The organism is Fictibacillus nanhaiensis (assembly GCF_042686385.1).
Taxonomy (GTDB): domain Bacteria; phylum Bacillota; class Bacilli; order Bacillales; family Fictibacillaceae; genus Fictibacillus; species Fictibacillus nanhaiensis.
This window is the reverse complement of sequence record NZ_JBHUPF010000006.1, coordinates 876083-900242: the sequence shown is the minus strand read 5'-3', so window position 1 is coordinate 900242 and position 24160 is coordinate 876083. Positions and strand designations below refer to the sequence as shown.

The following is a 24160-nucleotide window of genomic DNA, read 5'->3' as shown; positions in this document are numbered from 1 at the left end:
TTTCGTATTCATTGTTGCTATTGAAAGTAGTTGATTTTCGATCTTTAAATAAAAGAGGAGTCTGTGTTTAACACAGACTCCTCTTGCATACTATTTATTTTCCGAATACACCTTTTAGTACGAACACAACGTTTGCCGGCCGTTCAGCAAGACGTCTCATGAAATACCCGTACCAGTCGTTTCCGTACGGTACATAAATTCGCATTTTGTAGCCTTCTTGCATCAGTTGATCCTGACGCTCTACACGAATGCCATACAACATCTGGAACTCGAATTGATCATAAGGAATTTTGTGTTTTTCAACTAGATCTTTTGTATATTGAATGATCTCATCATCGTGTGTTGCAATCGCTGTATAGTTCCCGTTCAAAAGATGAGTTTCGATCAGCTTTTTAAAGTTATTATCTACATCGCTCTTTTCCGGATATGCGACAGTTTGCGGTTCTTTATAAGCACCTTTCACTAATCGCAGGTTCGGATGATATTCATCTAATGTTTGAACATCTTCTAATGAGCGGTACAAATAAGCTTGGATAACCGTTGAAATGTTATCGTATTCACTTTTTAGCATCTTAAAGATTTCTAGCGTTTTTTCACAACGTGAATAGTCTTCCATATCGATCGTGATGAAAACATTATGTTTGGTTGCTGCATCCATAATCTTTCTCATGTTGCTCAAAACAAGTTCATCACTAATGTCTAGTCCCATGGAAGTCATTTTTAAAGATAGCTGCGAATCCAACTTCTCTTTACTGATGGCTTTAATCGCATCTATACAATGCTGCGTCATTTCGGCGGCTTCGCGTTCATTATCGACAAACTCACCAAGATGATCAATCGTAACTGGCATTCCCTTTTCATTTAAACGTTTGATAGCCGTAATGGAACTTTCAAGTGTTGCACCTGCCACAAAACGACCTGCCCCGAAACGTAGACCGTATCTTTTAGCAAGGTTGGTTAACGATTTATTTTTAGCAAGAAATAAGAAAAAATTGCGCATAAGTTGTTCCAATCCAATTACCCCCTAATACCCTCAAAATATAAAATAAGATTGGTTAAATTCTCTCTATGATGTAACCGCTTTAAATATATCATTTTTTTTGCGAATATTGTCGATTTTGCAATATTAAAAATATTTTTCATGAGAAAAAGTTTTAAATCATGTTTTACTGAGACAGTTAAACTGATTTTTACGGTACGTGTTATTATATTTCTTACACGTTCACCGGTAAATGACCTAGTTTCACCTATACTAGAGCTAGTTTCACGGCTAACACGTCCTGTTTCACCTGAATACGTCTTCTCACCACCTTTAATCACCTTCCTATCACCGAAAGTAGCAGAAAAGGAGGTGATTACGATAAAAAAGACAGTCTTTATGACTGCCTCATGGTTATATCTTATTTATTTCTGTTCGTTTCGGTGCTTTTCATTCAATTCTTTTATCTCATGAACAAGGTTTTTCATTGCTTCCTTAGCATCTGGATACTCTTCGTTCCAATGCTTTACTAATGGCGGCATACTCTTAGCGATGAACGAATAAAGAGCGTACGTTTTTACCATCTCTACATGCTTTGGATCTGAGTTTCCTAGAAGAAGTTCAGCAAATTTTTCTATTAAACCATCTAGCTGAAGTTTTAATTGATCATCCACGGTTAACTACCCCCTAGATTATTTAGATTTTAAAGTGATACAGAAGATATGATGGCTAGATAAGTAGCGCTCGCTGCTAGGATAGAAGCGACTATTGCAAGTACTATACTTTTGTTTTGCTTAACCGTGGCAACAACAGATAAGACAAGTACGACAGCACCCGCTAGCCAAACAAGACTCATCACTGAGAAGTCAAAGGAAAGCATAGGATTATCCCCAGGAACGATTCCCGAGAATAGAGTAAACAGTCTAGAAGGTTCTTCCATCTTTAATGTATCCGCTACATCATGTGGTGGTGTTTGCTGTGTCATCACCGCTGTTGTTACAAAAGCTAAAAACAAGAAGATTCCTTCGGCTTTTATCCATTTGTTAAGTGCTAATCCAGTCGTACCCTCTTTTAACCTCTTTTTAAGCCATATTCCGTTGATCAGGCTATAGAGCACGATAATCAACAAAAGAATGTGTTTGATCAACAGTGCTTGTCCATAGTCTAACAAATAACTGTTCACATATTGAGGGACGATATAGTTCATTAACCACAAGCCCGCACCAATTACAGTGACTAAGCAGCCCACAGCTAAAGGTGTGAACCATTTATAGAATGACAGACTTGGCCCTTCGCCTTTGCTAAAATACCCACTTACGAGAAGTACCCCCGACCACGTGATCACAGCTATAAAATGCAACGAGTGAGCTAAGAATCCTAACGATTCTAGGCTTGCTGCATGACTCGCATAACCGACGGAGATTCCCATGCCCGTTGTCAAAAAGACGGCTAATCCGGCAAAGAATCGATCTTCTTTTATATCATTAAATAAAACCATAAAGAACAAAAGAACAGAAATTCCGGTTAAGAAAAGCCAACCCTTTCCTACTTCAAAACTAAAAACGATATTCTGGAACGTCATCCAATATCCGAAATCTTCTCCAAGATGCATGGTAAGTCTAATAAGCTCCCCAATTCCAAACAATGGGGTGAAAGCTATTAAAAGTAAGATAAACTTTTTCGAAATAAAAATACTCGGACGGCTTTCTCGTGGAACTGAATATAAGATAAACGCACCCATTAACAAGGTAAAACAAACATATAACATGGCTTTAGCGACAATAAACATGAAATAAGCTCCTTCATAACGATCTAAGCTTTATTGTATCAGTGATTTGGAAAGTAATAAAAGTTTAAGAATGACAATAAAATGAAATCTTAAATAAAAAAAACTAACAGAACAGCGTCTTTCTCGCCTCTGTTAGCTTTCTCATATTATTATCGGTTTCCTCTTTGCACGACTTTGGATAAGAATTTTACTCCATCACCATAGCTAAATTTCCTTGCGGCACGTCTAAACTCTTTCAACCCTTTACGAGTAACGTTAAAATACGGATCAATGAGTCCTTCTTCTTTTAATTGATTCGCTGTTTCAATCGTGATAGAGTGCTGAATTTCTCTCATCTTGTGATTAAATTGCTCTAAACTCGCATTTAATACAAACTCTTTGCCTAACAACTGGACGATATCTTTCGCGTTTCCAGTTTGAGCCGTTTCTTCATCTATGTATTCTTCTTCAACATATTCTTGTTCGAACTCTTCTATATCTTCTTGTACTTGTCCTTCTAAAGGTTCTAATAATGTTGTAATTCGGATAATCTCTTGTTTTGCTAACATGATCTCTTTTTCTTTTTGCAGCAAATAATCTATGTAATCTTTCTTATCTTCTTCATGAAGGTCTTCCGTTACTAAGCGGTTTTTCACTTCATTCTGAACTTGTTTCATACGTTTAATCTGCTCTTCTTGAGATAACAATTCTCGTACAAGCTCTTCTTCTTCAGATTCTGTTAATGTAACTTCATCGTTTTCATCTTGTATGTAAACTTCTTCTACTCTTTGTTCTTGTGTTTCTGGCTCTAACTTACTTTTATTAGCCATTGGCATAACAGACTTTCCAGCCGAAACAAAAGCCATGAGTGCTTCATTTACTTTCACATAAAACATACTGCAAATCCCGATGGCAAAAATAGCTACAAGAAATGCGAGCAAGTCTGAAAAATGAAACGTAAATTCTGTAATCACTAATTTGTACAAGAATACTAGCGATATTAGACTGATTAGAATAATTTTGAACCAATGATTACGAATTTTAATTTTCTCATCTGTTGTTTTCAAATCAATTGCCCCCTTTAAATCGTTATCCCTATAAAGGAATAACCATATAAACATTCGCGATGGTTTTCTTTTTTTGTCCGCAGAAATACAAAAAAACAGCGACCCAAACTACGGAACGCTGTTTATTTACACTATTCAATAACTCCTGTTTCAACTACATCTACTTCAGTTGTTAAATGTATTTTTATTGAAGGATATTGTTTTTGAAATACTTTATAATCCCAACCTTTTTCTCTCCTTCTCACTTGATCACCTAGTCCAAGAGGATCTACTTGTAATTCTTGAAACTTCTTCACGATCCCCTGTGCTTCATCTTGTAATTGTTTTCTTAGCGTTTTTTTAATAAGAGCGATGTTTTCCGGCTGCTCTAGGTTCAACCAATGCGGATACTCATGAATCTCTCCGAGTATCTTCATTTTCACATTAAACTGAGGAACTCCGTTCACCTTTTTTATATCGTAGGTTGTCGTTCCTTTAATATTTCGAATTACAGCATGGCCCTTTCTCTTATCTTTCTTGATTTCTACCTCATAGTTACCTGATTTAGAGCCGTCAAGAAGCACTTTAAAAGCAAAAGATTGTCTATGATTTAGCTTACCAACATACTTATCTCTTTTAAACAAAGCGACTCCCTCAAGCTGAATCGATTTTTTATGTGTTTTTACGATCGGTAAGAAAGGGTCCATCCCTTCTCCATAATAGCTGTATAGAAACACGTGCAGATTTGTTTTTGGCAGATTCTCACTCTTAATATTCTGATCGAGTAGATCGGCCAAATACATGGATGGGAGAGCAGATGCGGTATATTTCTTTGTTAACAGTTCCTTCGTATTCCCATCTACAACAGTCAGAAAAAGACGATTTCCTACGTTAGGATCTCGGTATAGGGAATTTACGATCTCTAGAATCCCTTTTTCAGCAAATCGATCATTGAACAATACCACACGAAGCTGACCTGTCGTCAGGGTCTTAGGAGACTGTGTATTCAGTTTGGACCGGATAAATCGACTCGTGTGAGATACGGCTGATAAAGTTTCAACCCTAACATTTCCATCCATATTAAACACCGGATACGTAATCGTACCTTGAGTATTTTCATCCGGCTTTTTATCAAAACCGATGGCATGTATGAGCTGGACTTCATCAATGATCTCTTTTGGTACACATCCTGCGAGAATAAAGATTAGAAAAAGAATACAAACCCTATAATTATTTTTCATTCGTCAATGTCCTTTTTCTTTCTCATTTCTTTCACTTTATCTTTAGATGGCAGCGTAGTTCCTAATGAGATCGGACGCTTCAATAGTCTGTTATAGGGCAGTCGAAAAATCGTATCCGTCATATCTAACAAACGAGGCGGATAGATTGGCTGTAAATATGGTCTGCCTAATGATTCTAGACGGAGAAGATGGACTAGGATAAATGACATTGCGATTACAATCCCCACCCCGCCCCAAAGTGCTGCAAAAAAGATGAATGGGAAACGGAGGATCCGAATCGTATTCGCCATTTTATAGATGGGTGTCGTAAACGATGCTAGAGCAGATAAAGAAACAATGATCAAAAGAATATTACTCGTTAATCCCGCTTCAACAGAAGCCTGTCCGATTACGATACCTCCTACAATCCCGAGTGTTTGACCAACTTTCGTAGGAAGACGTGCACCTGCTTCCCGCAACAGCTCAATCGTCAATTCTAAAAACAGAACTTCTAATATAGGCGGAAATGGAATGTTCACGCGTGACGAGATTAAAGGTGCTAATAGATCTTTAGGGATCATCTGATAGTGGTAAGTTAGTACGGCTACATAAAGCGGTGTTGCAAAAGTTGAAAAAATAACAGAAATAAATCGGATGAATCGGAACAATGATCCCAAGAGCCATGATAAATAATAATCTTCTGGTGATGCAAAATATTCCGAGATGCCCGTTGGCCCCAGTAGAGCCTGAGGTGAACCTTCTGAGAGAATCGCAATTTGACCATAATTCAACATGGCTACAACCCTGTCTGGTCGTTCGGTTGTGACGAGCTGAGGAAACACCGATTTCGTATTATCCGATATAATCTGCTCTAAGTAGGAACTATCCGGAATGACTTCTAGCTCAATATCCTTTATTCGTTGCATGACGGTGTTTAAGTTCTCTTTTTCAGCAACACCTTCTAAATAAGCGATAATAACACGTGTTTTAGAAAATTTTCCGATTACTACTTCTTTAAATCGAAGTTCAGGAACTGGCAATCGTCTTCGAATTAAATATAGATTGCTGTCTAAATTCTCAATGAAGGCTTCTTTCGGTCCAATAACAGAAAACTCAATTTCAGAAACAGATACGGGTCGGTTTGTAGCAAAGTTTTCTGCCCGAATCACGGCACATTCTTCGTCGTATTCACCGAGTTGAACCACGATAAAGCCTCGTAACAGCTTATTTTGAATCTCTTTTATATCATTAGTAATCGTAACGCTCTCAATCGGTAAGATATCTTTTAAATCTTTGATGTGTCTAAAATCTTTGCTATGGATTAAATACGGAAGCAGGTCTCGGTGGAGCAGTTCTCCATCAATCATCGCTTTATAATAAGAAATATAAATATGATGATGTACCGTCTTTTGAGGATAATGGATAAAATCAGCAGACTCCTTCGCATTATCTACTAGCTCTCTAATATCGCTATACGTATTATCCGATAGATCGATCGTATGACTCTGCTCTTTCGGCTTCTTTTTTAACCATTTCATCATGACGTCTCACACCTCTTTTCTACTTCTTAATATGAGATGAGGTGTATAGAAATATACAAAAAAGCATCCCAATCCATGACCGGAATACTTTTTAATAATCATGTATGAAATTTGATTAAAGTACCTACCACACTAGAAGCTTTTTTGCAATCATACAACAGAAATTTTATAACGTTACTTTTAGACGAAGCAGGAAGGTACTCTAGTAGAATCAGGCCAGTGAACATTTGTCTTGGGCATAGAACTACTAGTTGTGGTGGTTTTTATTTTAAACTTCTTGATAAGTTGATTCGAGTGAAAGATGCAAGACTCCTACGGGACGAGCGGTCAGTCTGAAAAGTGAAAGTGGCTCGTTCAGCCCCGTCTAGCAAAAGTTGAATGGGTATGAAGGCGTACTTTGCCTTCTTGACCGTTTAACTTTTGACCTCGAGGGGCTAGCCACTGCATCTAGACAGGTGGAGACTCCTAACGGCGCGTAGCGTGCCAGCCACTCTGCAAATTCTTCTCGTAAGGCATGCGACGAGGAAGCTCGCTTCGGTAGGATTTTCTTGTAGACGCAGGAGCACACATACTTCTTCGAACACCGTGCGCCCCGTGGAAAGCGAGCATCTGAAACGGAAATCAACTACTTTCAAGCACCAGTGAATACTCTAAAAACAGCCTTTAAAAACGTATTTATACGAGAGCTGTTTCTATATTGTGACTGATGAACGTCCCTACATCTTCACCATTACAGATCTTAAGAAACGATCCTTCTTGGTTAAAATCAAAGAGGTGAATCGGCAATCCATGATCACGAGCTAAAATAAGAGCAGATTGATCCATCACTTTTAAATTATTTCTGATCGCTTCGTCATAATGCAAAGTTGCATATTTTCTTGCTTGTTTGAAACGATTAGGATCACTATCATACACACCATCCACACCTTGCTTTGCGCATAGAATCGCATCACAGTTCATCTCTAGCGCTCTTTGAACCGCTGGATAGTCAGTAGTAACATAGGGTTGACCATTACCTCCAGCAAAAATGACGACATATCCTTTGTTCAAATGATGTACCGCTCTTAAGCGAATATATGGTTCCGCTACGGCACTGATGGGAACAGAACTCATCACTCTTACTTCTTGGTCTATTTTACTCTTCAAAACCCCTCTAAGCATCAAGCTATTGATGACCGTTCCAAGCGTTCCGATCTGATCAGCTTCTACTCTTTCAATGCCCCAATACTCTGCTAAATTTCCTCTGAAAATATTCCCTCCACCCACAACGATGGCCACTTCAATCCCTTTTTCAAGAACAGATAATACTTCTTTTGCAATATGGTTTAAAGAAAGATGATCAAAACCTGATCCTTGTTGCCCTGCAAGTGCCCCACCACTTAATTTAATCAGTACTCTTTTGTAACGCATCTGCTTTTCCTCCTTCTTCATACACATAGAGAAAACGGGATACAAAAAAAGAACAAACGACAATAAATATGTCATCTGTCCTTTCGAATAAGATGGATTGTAAGGAAATGAGTACTTTTATATCGAGTTCCCTTCATTACAATCCCTCCTCTTTTCTTCTTTCCAATCATTATATACAAAAATTTGAATTTGGGTGAAATTTTACTGATTTTTTTTAAAAAACCCTTCCTATAATCACCAAAACTCGTAAAACGAAAAAAATAAGTTTTAAAACTTCTATATATAGACAAGTGTCATATGCACTTTCGAAACTTGTTACATATAATGCATGGACAAGAAATAGTCAATACCATTACCAGGAGGCAATATTTTGAATTGTAAAAACAAACTCTCACCTCGAGAGCTTGCCAATTTATTATGTAAGCATGTAACAGTCAGAGCAGGGGAAGATGTAGAAGAATCCGGCAAATTAGTCTGTGTTGGAAGAGACTTTATAGCAATCAAGACAGATGACAGAGAGGTTCTTTACTTTCCTTTAAATAATGTAAGATCCGTTTCAGTAGCAACAGACAGAAACTGTTGCAACAAGGACCGTAAGAAAGTTTGTAATGATACGTTCCAAAGCATCTTACGAAAACTAATCAATTGTAAAGTAAGAGTGAATGACGGAAGTGACGATGATGGCGAAGTTGAAGGCGTTCTAACTCGTGTTAACCGTACATCCATTCAAGTCGTAGAAGACGACGAACTCGTAATCATCGCGATCGGCTCTATCAACTTTATTACGCAAGCAGGCGAAATTGGTGACGACGAAAGCAGCAATTGTAGAATCTTATGCTGTAGAAAAGAAAAGCCTTGCTGCAAGAAAAAAGAAGAATGTAAGCCAGAATCTTCTTCAAGTTCAAGTTCAAGTTCAAGCTCAAGTTCGAGCTCTAGTTCATCTGTAGTATGGTGCAAACCTGAATCATCATCATCATCTTCATCTTCTTCATCTTCTTCCAGTTCTTCTGTACTGGTGTGCAAAAAAGAATCATCATCTTCATCATCATCTTCATCTTCATCTTCTAGCTGGTGTAAAGAGTCTTCCTCAACACACGATCATTGGAAGAAAAAGAAACACAAGAAGAGAAACTCTGACGATTTAGAATCTAGAGGCTGGTTCAAGCTTTAATCATAAATGAAGCTGTTCAAAAGTTTTTACTTTTGGCAGCTTTTTTCAATTTTGTCCTTCCATTCATGATAAATGAGTTAGAAGCATCGAACATAAAAGTCCTAGGGAAGTTATAAAACCTACCGCTACTCCCGCATCTTCATGTGCTTCTGGAAGCATGGTTGACGCTACCATCGCCATGATGGCACCTCCTGCAAAAGCACCGATCAACGATAGTGAAGCTACAGAAGCATTCTCTAACAAGAGATACCCAAGAAAAGCGGCTAGTGCAGATATAGCAAAAACAGAAAGCCACATCCCAAGAATTTTTCGACGAGAAAAACCTTCTCTTAACAATCCTATTGAACTTGAAAGCCCTTCAGGAAAGTTACTTAAGAAAATAGCCACGACAAGGAGCCAGCTTACTTTGCTATGATCGATCAAGCTTGCACCAATCAAAACAGATTCTGGAATGGCATCTAACAATGTTCCAAGGAAAATAGCCATGCCTACGCCTTTGGTTTTCTTATCGCCTGACTTCTTCCTTTCATGACCACCCTTTTTGGCAAGAAGACTATTAATGCCCGTAAAGATCGCTGCTCCCAAAATAAAGCCGGCAGAAGTTACGATTAAATCACTCTGCTCTACTGCCTCGATCAAAAGTTCAAAAGAAACGGCACCTATTAATATTCCTGTTCCAAAAGCCATGATCCAAGCTGTCCATTTTTTAGGAATACGAAAAGCTAGCGCTGAAAAACATCCTAAAAGTACAGCAGAACCCGCTATTCCTCCCCAAAAGGCGGCAAGTAGCATCGTGTTTAACTCCTTTCCTCATTTATAATCCTATCTAATAAGCAATGTCTTAAAAGTACAACTGCAAAACAGATTAAAAACGACTCATAAAGGGATAGTTTCACCTCTATGAGCCGATTTCATTCTAGTTTATTTACTCATTTCGTTTTGGTTTATTGTTTATACCAAATTCATCACTTGGTGTGTTTAAGTGATCAAATTGACGATCTTTCGCGATTGTATGGGGTTTATTTATATCCACATCGATAAGATTGCTTTCCGGCTTAGATGAGTCTGTACGGAAATCTTTTAAACTCGTCTTGTCTTTCCATTGTGCTGGGTCTGGACTTTGAATCGTTGTCTCTTCCATCTTTCTGCTCCACTTATTAAGAGTACGTCCAGCCGCTTCGCGACCACCAAGTCCAAAGGCTAGACCAAACGCAATCGTAAATCCACCTAAAATGAGGATGAATGCAGCGTTTACGATTGTTTTCGCTACTCCGAGCTGATCAAGAGCCATAAAGAAAGCAAGTGTGATAATCGTATACTTCGCGATATTGCCAAGCAGCTTCCCTTCTGTTTGCTGTTTGATCATACTCTGAACAACACGTTTCACAAGGTCTCCTGCATAGAAACCGATTCCTAGTATTAACACAGCTGTTAACACCATCGGGATATACGCTAGTACAACTGATAAAATATTGACTAAGCTCTCTAGTTTAACTAGCTGAAGCGCCTCAATCGTAAACAGCAGCACCACAACGACTTGAGCCGCATATCCAATCATTTCAGAAATCGTAAATGTCTGATTGGTTTTTTGAAGTGATCCAAGCCCCATCTTATGAAAGATGCCATTGAATCCCACTCGTTCTAATAAAGAGGTAACAGCTTGTTTCACCCATTTTCCAAGCCATAATCCAACTGCTACTAAAAGGATAGCAACAATGATATTTGGAATCATGTCCATGATCTGACCTAACATACCGATTGCTGGTCCAGAAATACCATTGATATCCAGTGTTTCTAAAGCTGAAATAACAACTGGAATTAAGATAAATACATATACGATGGTTCCGATGATTTGAGAAAGAGAAGTCTTTTCCAGTGCACGTTCGGCACCTAGTTTTGAAGCTAAACGATCTGTACCAATGCTCTGTAAGAAGTTCACAATGATTTCTTTAACGATTTTAGCAACCAACCACCCTACAAAAAGAATGATTGCCGCTCCGAGCAGTTTTGGTAAGAATGCGAAGAGACCTGTTAGCATGCCTTCCAATGGTTCTGAAATGGCATCAATGCCTAATGCAGATAATACTGCTGGCAGGAACAATAACAATGTGAGGTAAAATACAGCTTTTGATGCTGAGAAAACAGCCTTGTCAGATTGACGAGGATCACGAGTCAGCTTCCAACGGTGTAATAACCTTTCAAATCGGGTATTCTGGCCTAACTTTCTGACTAGTATTGATAAACCAGAGGCGATCAACCAAGCTACTGCCGCGATTAGTGCAGCTTTTAGTAAATTAGGAATCGCTGCCGCAATCACACCTAATGCATTGGAGATCGGTTGTGCGACATACGGAAGACTAAGCATGTTCAAGAACATGACAATGGCTACTGCCATAAGGATCCAAAATACAACCTTACTGATCACTTCTTCAGAAGAATATTTGCTGGTGCGCGTTTGTTGCACTTGATCTTCATGGGTATCAGGCTTCATCCACCTCGCAACTTTGTTGTCAAAATCCGTTTTGTGTAATGCTTTTTTAACTGCTTTTGCAACCAATGAGGCAATTAGCCAACCAATTAATAAAACTAAAATAGCAAGAAGCAAATCTGGCAATCTACCTAAATAAGCCATCCAAGAATCTGTAACTCCATTGTAATCGTACATGTTTGTCCTCCTTTTTCTCATTTAATAAGGCTGTTTTTCTATTCACTGATGCTCTTCGATAGTGGTTGATTTCCGTTCCAGGTGCTCGCTTTCCGGGGGGCGTGCGGTGAGCCACCTTGACGCTTTGCGCCTGAAGGTGTCTCACCTGTCACACTAATCCCCCAGGAGTCTCCCACCTTACACTACAATCAACTTGTCAATGATGATCTTTAATAGAAAATCAAAAGCAACAATAGTATAAAAAAGAGCCTTTCATAAAAACGTCTACATTAGCTCTACTTTCCCAAAGCTTGATTTCGTTAAACTAGAGCTTTCTATCCGAAAACAAGGATATATTTTACATTTGACTTACTTTTAGGTATACTTAGTGCAACCGTTTTCAAAAAGGAGAAGGATAACATGTGGATTTCTATCATTCAATCAAACTAACTTCATATCCCTTCATAACCTGACGCGTTTTTTTGGTGAGCAAAAATTACATATGCACACATATCCGCAGGTATTGGTCTGTGGTTTTTTTGTGTCCATTTTTAAGGAGAACGAACATGATTGTTGTAAAAAATTTAGAAAAACATTATAAGATCGCAAAGCGAGATCCTGGATTAAGAGGAGCTATAAAATCATTGTTTCATAGAAAATTTGAAACAAAAAAAGCTGTTAAGAAGATTAACATGCATATTAAAGCAGGAGAGATGGTTGGATATATTGGAGCGAACGGTGCTGGCAAATCGACAACGATTAAGATGTTAACCGGCATACTCACCCCAACTTCAGGTGAAGTTAAGGTAAACGGCATCATTCCTTATGAGAACAGGCAACAAAATGCGAGTCATATCGGAGCCGTTTTCGGTCAGCGTACACAACTATTTTGGGATATTCCTGTAAGAGAAAGCTATGAACTTCTTAAACACATATACGAGATTCCTCAAGCGCAGTATGAAGAGACTTTAAAAGAGTTCGTTGATGTACTTCATTTAGAGCCGTTGCTCGGTATTCCTGTAAGACAGCTTTCATTAGGACAAAAGATGCGCTGTGAACTTGCTGCTGCATTTTTACACCGACCAAAAGTAGTCTATTTGGATGAACCTACAATCGGATTGGATGTAGCGGTTAAGGTTCGAATTCGTGCTTTCATCAAGCAGATGAACGCTAGATACGGCACAACTGTGCTTCTCACCACTCATGACATGCAGGACATCGAAGAGATCTGTCAGCGAATCATCATCATCGATGATGGAAGTGTGATCTATGATGGGTCTATCCAAGATATCAAATCGCAGTTCGGTGATAAGCGCGTAATTCATTTTGAACTAGAAGATGCTGCTGATTCTTTTGTGTTGCCAGAGACAATCAGTGAGGTAACAGAGGTTCTTCCAAGAAGCGATGAAGATCCTCATCTTGTATCTCTTTCGTTCAGCAATAAAAATATCTCTGGTGCAGAAGTCATCCATACGATGATGAATCATTATTCTGTTGCTGATCTAACCATCGCCGATGCAAAGATTGAAACAATTGTAGAAGAGATTTACGGAAGAGGCATGAAGAAGGAGGTTCAGCATGAGGAAATACATTGAGTTTGCTAGAGTGCAGATGCAAGTACATGCTGCCTATTCAGCATGGTTCTGGGCTAATACTTTTTCTATTCTGCTACGGATGCTTGTCATCTATTTCTTTTGGAAAGCCGTATACAGCAGCCGAACGGAAATAGAAGGACTTCCTTTTGAAGGCATGATTACGTATATTATCATTGCAATGTTTCTACAGATGTTTGTATCAGGCGTAGGACAGGAACTGGCACATACGATCAAAGACGGAAATGTTGCCATTGAACTGATGAGGCCATACAACTTGATTACTCGCTTGGTTGCTATGGATCTAGGTGATAAAGTGATTCATTTCGTACGCGGTGCTCTGCCACTTAGCATTCTTGCATTTATTTTTATGGATATCACATTGCCAAGTACTTGGCAGAGCGGTCTTTTATTCTTATTTAGTGCATTCATGGGTATTTGGATTGGTACTTTTTTTGATCTATTGATTGCGATCCTCGCCTTTTGGACCATAAATCTTTGGGGTCTTCAAGTTATGAAAGAAGCCGTTATCTCCTTTTTTTCCGGCGCGCTCGTTCCACTCATCTTATTTCCCGAGTGGTTTCAAACGATCAGCCTTTTCCTGCCGTTCCAAGCGATGGTCTATGTACCAGTTGCCATCTACACCGGCATACTGACAGGTACAGAAGCTTGGCTTGCGCTCGGATCACAAATTTTTTGGGTAGTTTCACTTTTTGTCCTATTAAGGATATTATGGTCGATCGCGATAAAAAAAGTTACTATTTTTGGAGGTTAGGAGGTGGCACGCATGCTATCAAGGTATACAAAGTTATATTATTTATTTTGCAAACAAAACTTAAAAGTTATGTTGGAGTACCGAATGGATTTTTTACTCGGCGTCCTTTCTGTCATGCTTCAGCAGTTTGCAGGAATCTTCTTCGTAAAAATTGTTTTCGATCATATCCATGCTTTGAACGGTTGGACCTTTTATGAAATTTTATTTATTTACGGAATTGCTGCTACTGGCCGCTCCATTCATCATATTTTCTTTGATAATCTGTGGACACTTGGTTGGCAGTATATTCGACCCGGTAAGTTTGATCGTCTCTTGATCAGACCGATCAATCCGCTTTTTCATTTTATTGCCGACCGTTTGCAGCAAGATGGTTTTGGCCAGTTGTTCATCGGGATTATCGTCATCGGTACAGCTATGCCACACTTAGGCATCTCATGGGGAATCCTTGAATTTTTTATACTGGTTGTTATGATTATCGCATCAGGTTTCATTTTTGTGGCGATCAATCTCTTCTTTGCGACGTTATCGTTTTGGATGGTCGACAGTCTACCAATTGTTTGGACGATCTTTAATTTAAGTGATTTTGCTCGGTATCCTTTAACAATCTATCATAAAGGGATTCGTCACTTCCTAACGTGGATTGTTCCGTATGGGTTTACTGCATTTTATCCTGCAGCCTATTTTATCAAAGGTTCAGGATTTGAAAGATTGGCTCTCTTAACACCAGTTGTAGCCATCTTCTCTTGCATCATTGCATACTGGTTTTGGAATAGAGGGCTCAAGGCATTTACGAGTACAGGAAGTTAAATGAAAAGGTGGTCCCTTATCCTAACTGATAAGGGACCACCTTTGTTTTTAATAGCCTTACTTTTTAATAACTCCACACAATACACGATCTCCTGAATTTCCTGAAGGATCTGTTTTATAGTCATCCGCCTTGTCATGAATAACAAGTGATGTTCCACCGTTAGCAAAAAGCGAGTTGTCACTGCCTTCAGAAAGTGTCACGAGATTAGATACTACTTCGTCTTTTACGACTCCACTTTTATCCGCCTTCACATTTTGTATGTCTCCCACGTGTGGTCCTTTCGGATTCAGAAATCCATGCTTCTTTTCGGTAGGATTAAAGTGTGATCCTGCTGACTTGAAGTCCGGTGGTGTACACTTTGCTGTTTCATGAAAATGGATGCCGTGTTCACCAGGTTTTACCCCAGTCGCGTTCACTTCCACCTTAACGCCATCTCCCGTTTGAGTTAACGTTGCTTCTCCCGCTTTATCTCCCTTTGCATTAACAAGGTTAACGATATAAGATCCGCCTTTTACCTTACTAGATGCAGCTTGAGATGGCGCTTCTGCTTTGGACTCTTCCATATCATGATTTTTATGTTCGTCTTCTTTATTTTTGTTTCCACATGATGCGAGTAGGAGTAAGAGCACCATGTAAAACAAAACCATTCCTAATTTCTTCAAAGCATTTACCTCCTGATGATTAACGAATAGTACATTTTCCGCCCAATCATCAGAACTTTAAACCTTCATTTTAAAAAAAGTGTTTCAAGCTCCTGTTCGTTCACGTTCTCTCCATCATATTCTACAAAATAAGCTTTCGCATGTTCTCTTGAACTTACAACGTTATGTAATTCCCCATTCACAAAGTGAAGTGCTGCACCATCGTCTGCAGCATACCCCGTTTTGAGTCCATTTGTAATTAATTTGTGATAAGCAGGTCTTCGCTCTTTTTCTCCATCATAATGTGGACAATGACTTCCTTTGATGAAACCTAAACAATCAAGTTTAGCTAATGGGCCGAACGAATCGGTTACGCCTTCTTCAAACCAGCAGAGAGATCCCGCGCTAAGTCCCGCTAAAATCTTTCCATCTTCATAGGCTTTCTTTAAAAGAACATCTAGTTTCCATTCCCTCCATAACGCTAGAAGGTTTTTTGTATTGCCCCCACCCACGTAAAAAATATCTTGTTGCTCTACAAATGTCTGCAAATGTTCGGGTGGTGAAAATAAAGAAAGATGTGTAGGTTCACACTCTTCGGATTGAAACGCTGTATAGTATCGTTCGATATAACCATCTGAATCTCCACTTGCTGTAGGAATAAAACAAATGCGAGGTCGATCAGCTTTACTTTGCTTCAGAATGTAGCGATCTAATCTCTTATTTTCTGGCTCCATGGAAAAGCCACCGCCACCCATAGCAATAATCTGTTTCCTGTTGTTTTGTTTCATATGTTCATTCACTCCTCTGTTATATTCTTTTCGATCTCGAGCAGAACTTATCCTTTAAAGCAGTGGCTTAAACAAAAAGAATACACCAGCCGAATTGTCATATCGGCTGGTGCTCTTTTCTAAACATCTCTTCTTAACGCTTTTAATACATCAACTGTGGTAGCTTTGGCTGCTGGACGCCAACCAGAAAGTAAAGTTACACTCATACAGATCGTTACGGCGATTGCAGTCAGACTCCACGGAATGTAAGATAAAATAAAATCTTCAGGTGGCTTTTCGTTCATAAACTGTTCAACGATGATAGGAAGCGCAAAATTGACTCCATAGCTGATGAGATAGGCTAATAGTGTGCCTAAACCAACTCCCCATAATCCGATGTATCCACTCTCTAAAAGGAAGATGCGTTTGATGGTTTTTGGCGTAGCGCCTATCGCTTTCATGATACCGATATCTTGAGAACGTTCCGTAACAGCCATCGTCATCGTATTAAATATTCCGATAGAAGCAATGAGCACAGCAATACCACCGATAAAAATAAGACCTGCTTTAAACAGTGTGAAATAGATATTTAGCTCTTTTAGTTCACTTACAACAGAATAAGTGAGGTACCCTTTATCTTTAATCTTTTCAGATACAGCTTTAACATCTTCAGCTGAAGATGTGTATACTTTGACAGAACTATAAGAATCGTCGTTGTTCTTAAGTTCAGGATCCATCTCACTCAATAGAGGCATAATTTCATCACGAAGATCATCCGTAATCAACACCGAACTGTCGATCATCCATTCTTTTTTTGGTTTCTCCTTGATCCCCACCACTTTTACTTGTACCGTTTTTATTTCTGCATCTGTTTTACTCTCTGGCTGATCTACCTTCATATGATAAGTTAATGTTTGATTTAACAAATCTCTATCATAAGCTAATTCCTTCATCTTCTTTTGTGCCTCTTCCTCACTCATTCCTTCTGTAAAGTTTTCAGGCATCTCTTTTCTTAATTCTTGAGCAAAATGGTGTCCGATAATAACCTCATTTTTACTCTTGGGCATTCTTCCTTTTTCAAGCTGCAAACCCGCTTTTCTCTCAGAAGGTATATTTGCGCTGTTTACTTCAGCATATACGGTGTATTCTCCTAGTGACATTTCGCTCGCAGGTACATATTTCTTTCGACTAACCGCTTTAACATTTTTAATCTTCTCAAGATTTTTCACGTCTTTCTCAACTAAAGGACCGTTTTCTTTCTGAATTTCGATCTCGTTCATCAACCGATAGCTCATCACATCATCTATGGCTGTCTTATGTATCGCAAAACCTACAGAAGCGAGCATGATCAAAAAAGCACATCCCATCGTAGATGCGAGGATCGTCATCCATACACGAGTCTTGTTTCTTTTCATATTACTTTTTACAAATCGATGTTTATCTTTGAACTTCATAAAGCATGCTCCCTTCTCTTAAGTAACCGTCTCTGATCTCCACTTTTCGATGAGCGATCGAAGCTACTTCATGATCATGCGTGATGATTAAAAACGTAATTCCATCTTTTTCATTCAATTCTTTAATAAAGTTTAATAGTTCTCTCTCATTCTCAGAATCAAGACTTCCGGTTGGTTCATCTGCCAAGATAAGAGGAGGATTCAGGATTAGTGCACGAGCAATACTTACGCGTTGCTGCTGACCTCCTGAAAGTTCACCAGGATAATGACTCTGATACTGGTCAAGTCCGACCCTCTTTAACATTCTTAAAGTTTGGTCTTTTCTATCTTTTTCGCTAACGCCTTTAAGTACCAATGGAAGCTCTACATTTTCGTAGGCAGTCATGCTAGGAATCAGCTGAAAGCTTTGAAAAATAAAACCTAGATGCTCTAATCGAAATTCAGCCCATTTTGATTCAGATAGTTTGCTTACCTGTTTCCCATTAATCACGATATCTCCTGTTTGCGATTTAATATAACCAGAGATTAAGTTTAATAGAGTCGACTTTCCTGATCCACTTCTTCCTATGATTGCTACAATTTCACCTTCTGCTACATGTAGATCGACATGATGCAAAACCGGTATGACATTCTCTTTTTCTTTCTTACCAATTTTAAACGCATATGATAAATCCCTTACAGAAATCATGTTGAACCCCTCCATGAACTAAGTGTACTATTTGATATAATACACATATACCATTTCTTTTATCTAACTGTCAATACATTCCAAAAAACTTTTTAAAGAAGGATTTACAGGGAAAGAAGAGTATAGGTAACAAATACATACATCTAGGAGGTACACATATGTTAAAGTGGCAAACTAAAGAAGGATACAAGAGGTTATTAAAAGATTTAGTTTCAATCCCTAGCATTACCCATCACGATGGAGAATTGTTTATGGCTGAACACCTCCACCATACACTTTCATCATTGGATTATTTCACGAAACATCCTGATTACGTTCGCCATCATCCTCTTCCAGATGGTAGAAAATTAATCACTGCATTTGTACAGAATGATCCTTCGATCAAAGAAACTATTATTCTGCTGAGCCATTTTGATGTTGTTTCAGTTGAAGATTTCGGTGAATGGAAACATCTTGCTTTTCGGCCAGAAGAACTGACTGCAAAGATCATCGAAAATAAAGAACTGCTTCATACTTTTGTTCAGGATGATCTGAATAGGGGAGAATGGCTATTCGGTCGGGGCATCATGGATATGAAAGCTGGCGTTGCCCTTCATATGTCCATGATTGAAAAAGCGACAACCGGTCATTTTAAAGGAAACGTACTCATGATTTCTGTTCCGGATGAAGAAGTTCATTCTGAAGGGATGCTTGCGGGTGTCAGTGTCTTACGGCAGCTTCAAGAGGAGTATGATATCAAATACATCACATGTTTTAACGGAGAACCAAGCTTCACAAAATACCCCGGAGATACATCTTCTTACATGTATACTGGGTCAACAGGAAAGATTCTGCCTGGTTTTCTATGTTATGGCAAAGAGACTCACGTAGGTGAGCCACTTGCAGGTATGAACGGTAATGTGATGGCTGCTGAGATTACAAGAGAACTAGAATGGAACGTCGATTATGTAGAGAAGTTTCGTGAGGAGGCTACTCCTGTACCAACCAACTTGATCCAAAAAGATTTAAAGGATCACTATTCTGTGCAAATACCACACGCAGCTGTAACGCTGTTTAATCTTATGTTGTTTAATCGATCGCTATCCGATATTACAGATATGTTAATAAGTAGTGCAAAAAGCGCAGCACTTCGATTAGAAGACCGTCTCTTTGAAAGAAGCAAAAATGTCTCTAAGATCGTACCTTTCACTCCGAAAAAAGAAAAAATTAAAGTACTGACTTTTAATGAACTCTATGAACATGCCGTAACGAAATATGGACAAGAAGAGCTTGATCGCAGAGAGAACATGCTTCAGACAAACAATCCGAACGCAGATGAGAGAGAGCTGACGATACAATATGTATTTGAGTTAGCAAGTCTTTGCAGAGACATCTCTCCGATGATCGTCTTGTTCTACACACCGCCTTTTTATCCAGCTGTATGTTCAAGCGATCACCCGCTCATTAAAGCCACTTCTGATGAGGTAGTCAATCATGCGAAAAATACGTTCAACAGCGAACTCGTTAATGTCCACTATTTTAGTGGCTTATCGGACTTGAGTTATATTGGATTTCATGGAGATTCTCGTGATTTGTCATCTTTCACAAGCAACTTCCCATTGCTTGGATCTCGCTATCATATTCCGTTTGATGATATGAGAGAACTCGATATTCCGGTCATTAACATTGGTCCACTCGGTAAGGATGCACATCAATGGACAGAGCGGCTCGAGATCAACAAAGTTATGGATGAAACGCACCCATTAATCATATTTGCGATGGAAACGTTATTTGATCAAGCAAAAAACCAGATCTGAGGAGATCTGGTTTTCTTATGCTTTAAAGTATATATCTTTAATGCTTTTGGCAATACCCTCTATATTGTTCGCTACTTGCTGTACACCATACCCCATATAAAGTGGTGAAGTCACAAAACGAGGCATGATCTTGCAAAATGTTCTGTCGTTATGCCTATAAAAGAAAAGATTATAACTTGTACAACTTCTATGGAAATGATTCAGCAAAAAATGAGTTCCAGCTTGAATACAGTCCGCGTATAAAGAAAGTTCTGCGTCTTTATCCCATATGACATTCAGTTCATAGAATCCAACTCTTGGTTCAGTCGATACGGTAAAACGGACCCCTTCTTTATCTAGGATCGTCAGTCCTTTGAACTGATTTTCGGAAAAGTCATGAAGACAATCTACTTCATCTAATCCAATGATCTGCATATGAGGATGACGGATCGTTCCACCTGATAAAGGACCGTGGTTCTTAAAGAACATCACCGACGTGTATTTACCGCTGTTTAACATGTTCCCCCAATGTTTAAGACCAAAACGAAGGACTTTATAAAGATGCTCTTTTGAATAGTTTGAGAGTTCACCTTCACATTCATCTGTTTCAATCAAGACAGTTTGGAAGGCCCCGTCAAGAACGGTATATTTATTTTTCACTAGAATGATTGAATCTTGTTTATCCAAGACTTCCTCTAACTCATCGATACGACAAAACGGACAAGGTGTTTCTTTATTTCTTATACTATTAGGCTTTTGAGCTCCTACTTCTGTAAAAAAATTAATATGTGTTTTTTTCATTCTTTTCACCGCTTTTGCTTGTTTCCTATCTATTTTCTAGCTGTTCTCATGAAAACCTTTAACTTATTGTTTAATTATATCCAGATATACGTTCCCATTTCAATATTCCGTCATGCTTATTAATAGAACCCAACCACTCGAAGTTCTGTTCAATGTGCATCAGTTGTCTTAACATGTCGTCTTCAGATTCTAGCGTTGTGTAGACTTTTACATTAACATAGTTCCATAACTCCCCCAAATTCTTTTGCACTTCGTATGGCTCGTTCAACGTGAGGTGTGATACTTCTTTTAAATAGGATTCAGCAAGGAATATCTGTTTCTCTTGTGTTAGATCTTTGGGAAACGTAATAAAAACAGTAAGGGTATCTTTTTTTTGTGAGGCTACTACACCTGAAATGTTGTGATGGTTTCGCATATCATGTCGAGCTTTTGTTAAGATCGCTTGATTAGCATAAGGAATTTTACCTATAGATTGAGCTTCTTTTTTCTCTTGAAGCGAAAAAGGCATGCTCTCTGCAAATTGAATAAAAATAAAGATGAACGCTATGCCAAGAGCTAGACTTAAACTTTGATGAAACCAGTGATACCACATGCTTTTTGGTGCAGGAGGCTTGTGGAGATCCCTTGTTCTCTGAAGGACTTTCTGTCTTTGTTCCTCTTTAAACGTTAGTGTTCTCATACGGCCGTTGTTCAATATTTCAGGCAGCTGCTTGAACGGATCTTCCATGGTCTCACCTACTCTTCTCCATTTTTCTTCGCAACATTTCTCTTCCTCGTTGAAGCAGTGTTCTGATCGTCGTTTCTTTCTTGTTTAAGATTTCACTGATCTCGCATACGGTTAATTCTTTATAATAGAAAAGAAGAATCACTTCCCGATATTTAAGAGGAAGCTTTAATACATGTTCTGCTAACGCTTCATGTTCACTTTTTTGAACGATCGAAAGTTCTGGTGTTAAAACAGAGGATGCTTTCGATTTCCCAAATCGGTCTATCACGTGAATGTATTTCTTCCATCCGCTTCTTAAATAATCTTTACACAAGTTTACTGTGATGGCATATACCCAGGTTTTAACAGAGGAATCATTTCTAAAATTGTCTTTATGTATGTAACATTTCACAAATACTTCTTGTGCTAAGTCTTCAGCCAATTTTCGATCTTTAACGTATGTATAAGCTAGTCTTATCACTTTGTCTTGGTAAACATCCATGATCTGTACGACCCATTCTTCCTGACTCAGAGAGTGTGAATCTATGCCTTCATTATGAAATTCCCGATTGATCTTCAAGTCCTTCCCCCTCCTTTAACAGTTTCCTATGCTTTTGACGAATGATCGTGATAGTTTTACTCACTTTTTATCTCTTGCGTTACAAAATCTATTCGTCTATTAACCTTAAGTTGTCTTCATTTTTGTAATGAAATCCCATTCTATGTACCTACTCTTTCATTCGTTAAACGCGCTGATATTACCTTTTTATTTCCTAATACAGACAAATCTCTACAGCCTAAGAGTCGAATTATGTTTCAAAGTGTAATATTTTGAAATATAAATGTAATATTATTTCGCGATAACTGATGATTAATCAATGGTATAATCACTTCAGAAAAGAAATTGGCAACATTTGCACTTACAAGGAGGAGTACCCATCTTGAAACGTAAGCTAGTTATGGCTACACTGTCTCTCAGTCTAGTATTCAGTACATATACGGTATCGGCAGAAACTCTGTCTTCGATAAAAGAGAAAAAAGAAAAGAATCGCTCTGAACAAACGGAAAAGCAGGGTGAACTAAAGAAAAATCAAAATCAACAAGACCACACATTGGATCAGATTCAAAAATTAGAGAGTTCAATTAACAAGACTCTTAACGATATTGGAAACAAAAAAGAAACCATTCAAGAAACAAAAGCTTCTATTGAAAAACTAAAAAAAGAAATTGATGTTCTTAAAAAGAGAATCAAAGAACGTGATGCACTTCTAAAAGAACGCGTAACTTCCATGTACGAAAGCGGAGGTGCGGTAAATTATTTAGATGTGGTATTAGGTTCTAAAGATTTCGGTGATTTCCTTGATCGCGTGTTTGCACTAAACGTGATTGCTGAACAAGATAAAGCCATCTTAGAAGAGCACAAACAAGATAAAGAGTCTGTTGAAAAGAAAAAGGGACAAGTTGAAAGTGAACTCTTGTCTCTAAATACAGATTTGACTGAACTTGAAGGATTAAACCAAAAGCTAACGGACCAGAAAAAACAAAAGGATGCGCTTCTCGCTCAACTAGAGACGGAAGAAGAACATCTTCATGATCACATTATGCAGTTAGATGAAACAAACGAACTTCTTTCCGCACAAGAAGCAGCCATTAAAGCTGAAATGGAACGTGCGAAGCGTGAAGAAGAAGAGCGTAAGAAGAGAGAAGCAGAAGCTAGAGCAGCTGCTGCTGCCGCTGCAGAAAAAGCTCGTGCAGAAGCAGCAGCTAGAGAAAAGAACAAATCCAACTCTGGAAGTGGCTCTAGTTCTTCACCTTCACCAACACCACCGCCGGCACCAACACCTGCTCCAGCGCCAGTAAGTCGTGACTTTATCATGCCGTCACAAGGAATCATCACTTCTGGTTTTGGTAACAGAAGCGCGGGCATGCATTATGGAATGGATATCGCTCAAGGTGGAAGCACTGTTCCAATCGTAGCAGCAGCTTCTGGAACGGTTACAAGAGCGTACTATTCTAGTTCTTATGGTAACGTTGTTTATATAACGCATTTTATTAACGGGCAATTGTACACAACGCTATATGCACACATGAGATCTACACCTGCTGTTAGCCAAGGTCAGTCTGTCTCTCAAGGGACATTCTTAGGCTACCAAGGTAACACAGGGGCTTCTAGAGGACAGCATTTGCACTTTGAATTACACAAAGGCCCATGGAACGGCTCAAAATCAAATGCAGTCGATCCAAGACCATACCTTCAATAATTTATAAATACAATACAAAAGACGCAGAGATTTTAGCTCTCTGCGTCTTTTTGTATGTCTCAATACTAAAAGGTGTTGCTTAGGTGTACTATTTTAAAGCCATCATTGCTAAG

General features: G+C 38.7%; 23 protein-coding genes. 6 read left to right on the top strand and 17 right to left on the bottom strand.

Annotation, left to right across the window (positions count from 1 at the left end; genetic code table 11):
* Nucleotides 1-94: 94 nt before the first annotated feature.
* The 8 genes from ACFS5O_RS08075 to pyrH all read right to left on the bottom strand — a co-directional run bounded on the left by ACFS5O_RS08075 (nt 95) and on the right by pyrH (nt 7964).
* Nucleotides 95-1012 carry a proline dehydrogenase family protein gene (locus tag ACFS5O_RS08075; protein WP_205725434.1) on the bottom strand — a complete coding sequence of 306 codons (918 nt, stop codon included), beginning with the start codon at nt 1010-1012 and terminating at the stop codon, nt 95-97.
* Between the two features lie 5 nt (nt 1013-1017).
* The gene (locus ACFS5O_RS08070) at nt 1018-1320 is read right to left on the bottom strand and encodes a hypothetical protein (RefSeq protein WP_205725433.1); all 303 of its coding nucleotides are present in this window, start codon (nt 1318-1320) and stop codon (nt 1018-1020) included.
* An 84-nt stretch (nt 1321-1404) separates the two neighbouring features.
* Nucleotides 1405-1653, bottom strand: coding sequence for a DUF2573 family protein (locus tag ACFS5O_RS08065; protein ID WP_205725432.1), 249 nt, complete (start codon nt 1651-1653; stop codon nt 1405-1407).
* Between the two features lie 29 nt (nt 1654-1682).
* Nucleotides 1683-2768 carry a copper resistance D family protein gene (locus tag ACFS5O_RS08060; RefSeq protein ID WP_205725431.1) on the bottom strand — a complete coding sequence of 362 codons (1086 nt, stop codon included), beginning with the start codon at nt 2766-2768 and terminating at the stop codon, nt 1683-1685.
* Between the two features lie 149 nt (nt 2769-2917).
* Nucleotides 2918-3814 (bottom strand): hypothetical protein, encoded by an 897-nt coding sequence (locus ACFS5O_RS08055; RefSeq protein ID WP_205725430.1) that lies wholly within the window; start codon nt 3812-3814, stop codon nt 2918-2920.
* 131 nt (nt 3815-3945) lie between these two features.
* A complete protein-coding gene (locus ACFS5O_RS08050) occupies nt 3946-5034 on the bottom strand; it encodes a Ger(x)C family spore germination protein (RefSeq protein ID WP_205725429.1) in 1089 nt (362 codons plus the stop codon).
* Nucleotides 5031-6554 (bottom strand): spore germination protein, encoded by a 1524-nt coding sequence (locus tag ACFS5O_RS08045; RefSeq protein WP_205725428.1) that lies wholly within the window; start codon nt 6552-6554, stop codon nt 5031-5033. Before ACFS5O_RS08045 ends, ACFS5O_RS08050 begins: the two co-directional genes overlap by 4 nt.
* 675 nt (nt 6555-7229) lie before the next feature.
* A complete protein-coding gene (gene pyrH / locus ACFS5O_RS08040; protein ID WP_137791752.1) occupies nt 7230-7964 on the bottom strand; it encodes a UMP kinase in 735 nt (244 codons plus the stop codon).
* A 370-nt stretch (nt 7965-8334) separates the two neighbouring features.
* Here pyrH and ACFS5O_RS08035 point away from each other — a divergent pair, with 370 nt between their 5' ends.
* Nucleotides 8335-9135 (top strand): hypothetical protein, encoded by an 801-nt coding sequence (locus tag ACFS5O_RS08035; RefSeq protein WP_205725427.1) that lies wholly within the window; start codon nt 8335-8337, stop codon nt 9133-9135.
* 63 nt (nt 9136-9198) lie between these two features.
* On the opposite strand, the gene ACFS5O_RS08030 is transcribed toward ACFS5O_RS08035, so the two are convergent.
* A complete protein-coding gene (locus tag ACFS5O_RS08030; RefSeq protein WP_205725426.1) occupies nt 9199-9927 on the bottom strand; it encodes a ZIP family metal transporter in 729 nt (242 codons plus the stop codon).
* Between the two features lie 133 nt (nt 9928-10060).
* Nucleotides 10061-11800: a mechanosensitive ion channel gene (locus tag ACFS5O_RS08025; RefSeq protein WP_205725425.1), complete on the bottom strand. Its 1740-nt coding sequence runs from the start codon at nt 11798-11800 to the stop codon at nt 10061-10063.
* Between the two features lie 545 nt (nt 11801-12345).
* Between ACFS5O_RS08025 and ACFS5O_RS08020 the strand changes: the two genes are divergently transcribed.
* The 3 genes from ACFS5O_RS08020 to ACFS5O_RS08010 are packed head-to-tail and all read left to right on the top strand — an operon-like array spanning nt 12346 to nt 14953.
* Nucleotides 12346-13374, top strand: coding sequence for an ABC transporter ATP-binding protein (locus tag ACFS5O_RS08020; RefSeq protein WP_205725424.1), 1029 nt, complete (start codon nt 12346-12348; stop codon nt 13372-13374).
* The gene (locus ACFS5O_RS08015) at nt 13358-14146 is read left to right on the top strand and encodes an ABC transporter permease (RefSeq protein ID WP_205725423.1); all 789 of its coding nucleotides are present in this window, start codon (nt 13358-13360) and stop codon (nt 14144-14146) included. The genes ACFS5O_RS08020 and ACFS5O_RS08015 overlap by 17 nt, the downstream gene beginning before the upstream one ends.
* A 12-nt stretch (nt 14147-14158) precedes the next feature.
* On the top strand, nt 14159-14953 hold the full coding sequence (locus tag ACFS5O_RS08010) for an ABC transporter permease (protein ID WP_318300143.1): 795 nt from the start codon (nt 14159-14161) through the stop codon (nt 14951-14953).
* A 57-nt stretch (nt 14954-15010) separates the two neighbouring features.
* Here the strand turns inward: ACFS5O_RS08010 and ACFS5O_RS08005 are convergent, their stop codons facing one another.
* From ACFS5O_RS08005 to ACFS5O_RS07990, 4 genes are all read right to left on the bottom strand, one after another.
* Nucleotides 15011-15616: a superoxide dismutase family protein gene (locus tag ACFS5O_RS08005; protein ID WP_205725421.1), complete on the bottom strand. Its 606-nt coding sequence runs from the start codon at nt 15614-15616 to the stop codon at nt 15011-15013.
* A gap of 65 nt (nt 15617-15681) precedes the next feature.
* Nucleotides 15682-16383, bottom strand: a complete 702-nt coding sequence (locus tag ACFS5O_RS08000; protein WP_205725420.1) for a Type 1 glutamine amidotransferase-like domain-containing protein — start codon at nt 16381-16383, stop codon at nt 15682-15684.
* 119 nt (nt 16384-16502) lie between these two features.
* Nucleotides 16503-17816, bottom strand: coding sequence for an ABC transporter permease (locus tag ACFS5O_RS07995; protein ID WP_205725419.1), 1314 nt, complete (start codon nt 17814-17816; stop codon nt 16503-16505).
* Nucleotides 17800-18504, bottom strand: a complete 705-nt coding sequence (locus ACFS5O_RS07990) for an ABC transporter ATP-binding protein (protein WP_205725418.1) — start codon at nt 18502-18504, stop codon at nt 17800-17802. The genes ACFS5O_RS07995 and ACFS5O_RS07990 overlap by 17 nt, the downstream gene beginning before the upstream one ends.
* A gap of 158 nt (nt 18505-18662) precedes the next feature.
* Between ACFS5O_RS07990 and ACFS5O_RS07985 the strand changes: the two genes are divergently transcribed.
* Nucleotides 18663-20300, top strand: a complete 1638-nt coding sequence (locus ACFS5O_RS07985) for a M20/M25/M40 family metallo-hydrolase (RefSeq protein ID WP_205725417.1) — start codon at nt 18663-18665, stop codon at nt 20298-20300.
* Nucleotides 20301-20315: 15 nt separating this feature from the next.
* On the opposite strand, the gene ACFS5O_RS07980 is transcribed toward ACFS5O_RS07985, so the two are convergent.
* The 3 genes from ACFS5O_RS07980 to ACFS5O_RS07970 form a co-directional block, all read right to left on the bottom strand.
* On the bottom strand, nt 20316-21080 hold the full coding sequence (locus ACFS5O_RS07980) for a DUF4931 domain-containing protein (RefSeq protein WP_205725416.1): 765 nt from the start codon (nt 21078-21080) through the stop codon (nt 20316-20318).
* A gap of 70 nt (nt 21081-21150) precedes the next feature.
* On the bottom strand, nt 21151-21807 hold the full coding sequence (locus ACFS5O_RS07975; protein WP_205725415.1) for a hypothetical protein: 657 nt from the start codon (nt 21805-21807) through the stop codon (nt 21151-21153).
* A gap of 4 nt (nt 21808-21811) precedes the next feature.
* Entirely contained in the window at nt 21812-22366 is a 555-nt protein-coding gene (locus ACFS5O_RS07970; protein WP_082861478.1) for a sigma-70 family RNA polymerase sigma factor, read from the bottom strand.
* Nucleotides 22367-22727: 361 nt separating this feature from the next.
* Between ACFS5O_RS07970 and ACFS5O_RS07965 the strand changes: the two genes are divergently transcribed.
* Nucleotides 22728-24047, top strand: coding sequence for a murein hydrolase activator EnvC family protein (locus ACFS5O_RS07965; RefSeq protein ID WP_318300142.1), 1320 nt, complete (start codon nt 22728-22730; stop codon nt 24045-24047).
* The last annotated feature ends 113 nt before the right edge of the window (nt 24048-24160 follow it).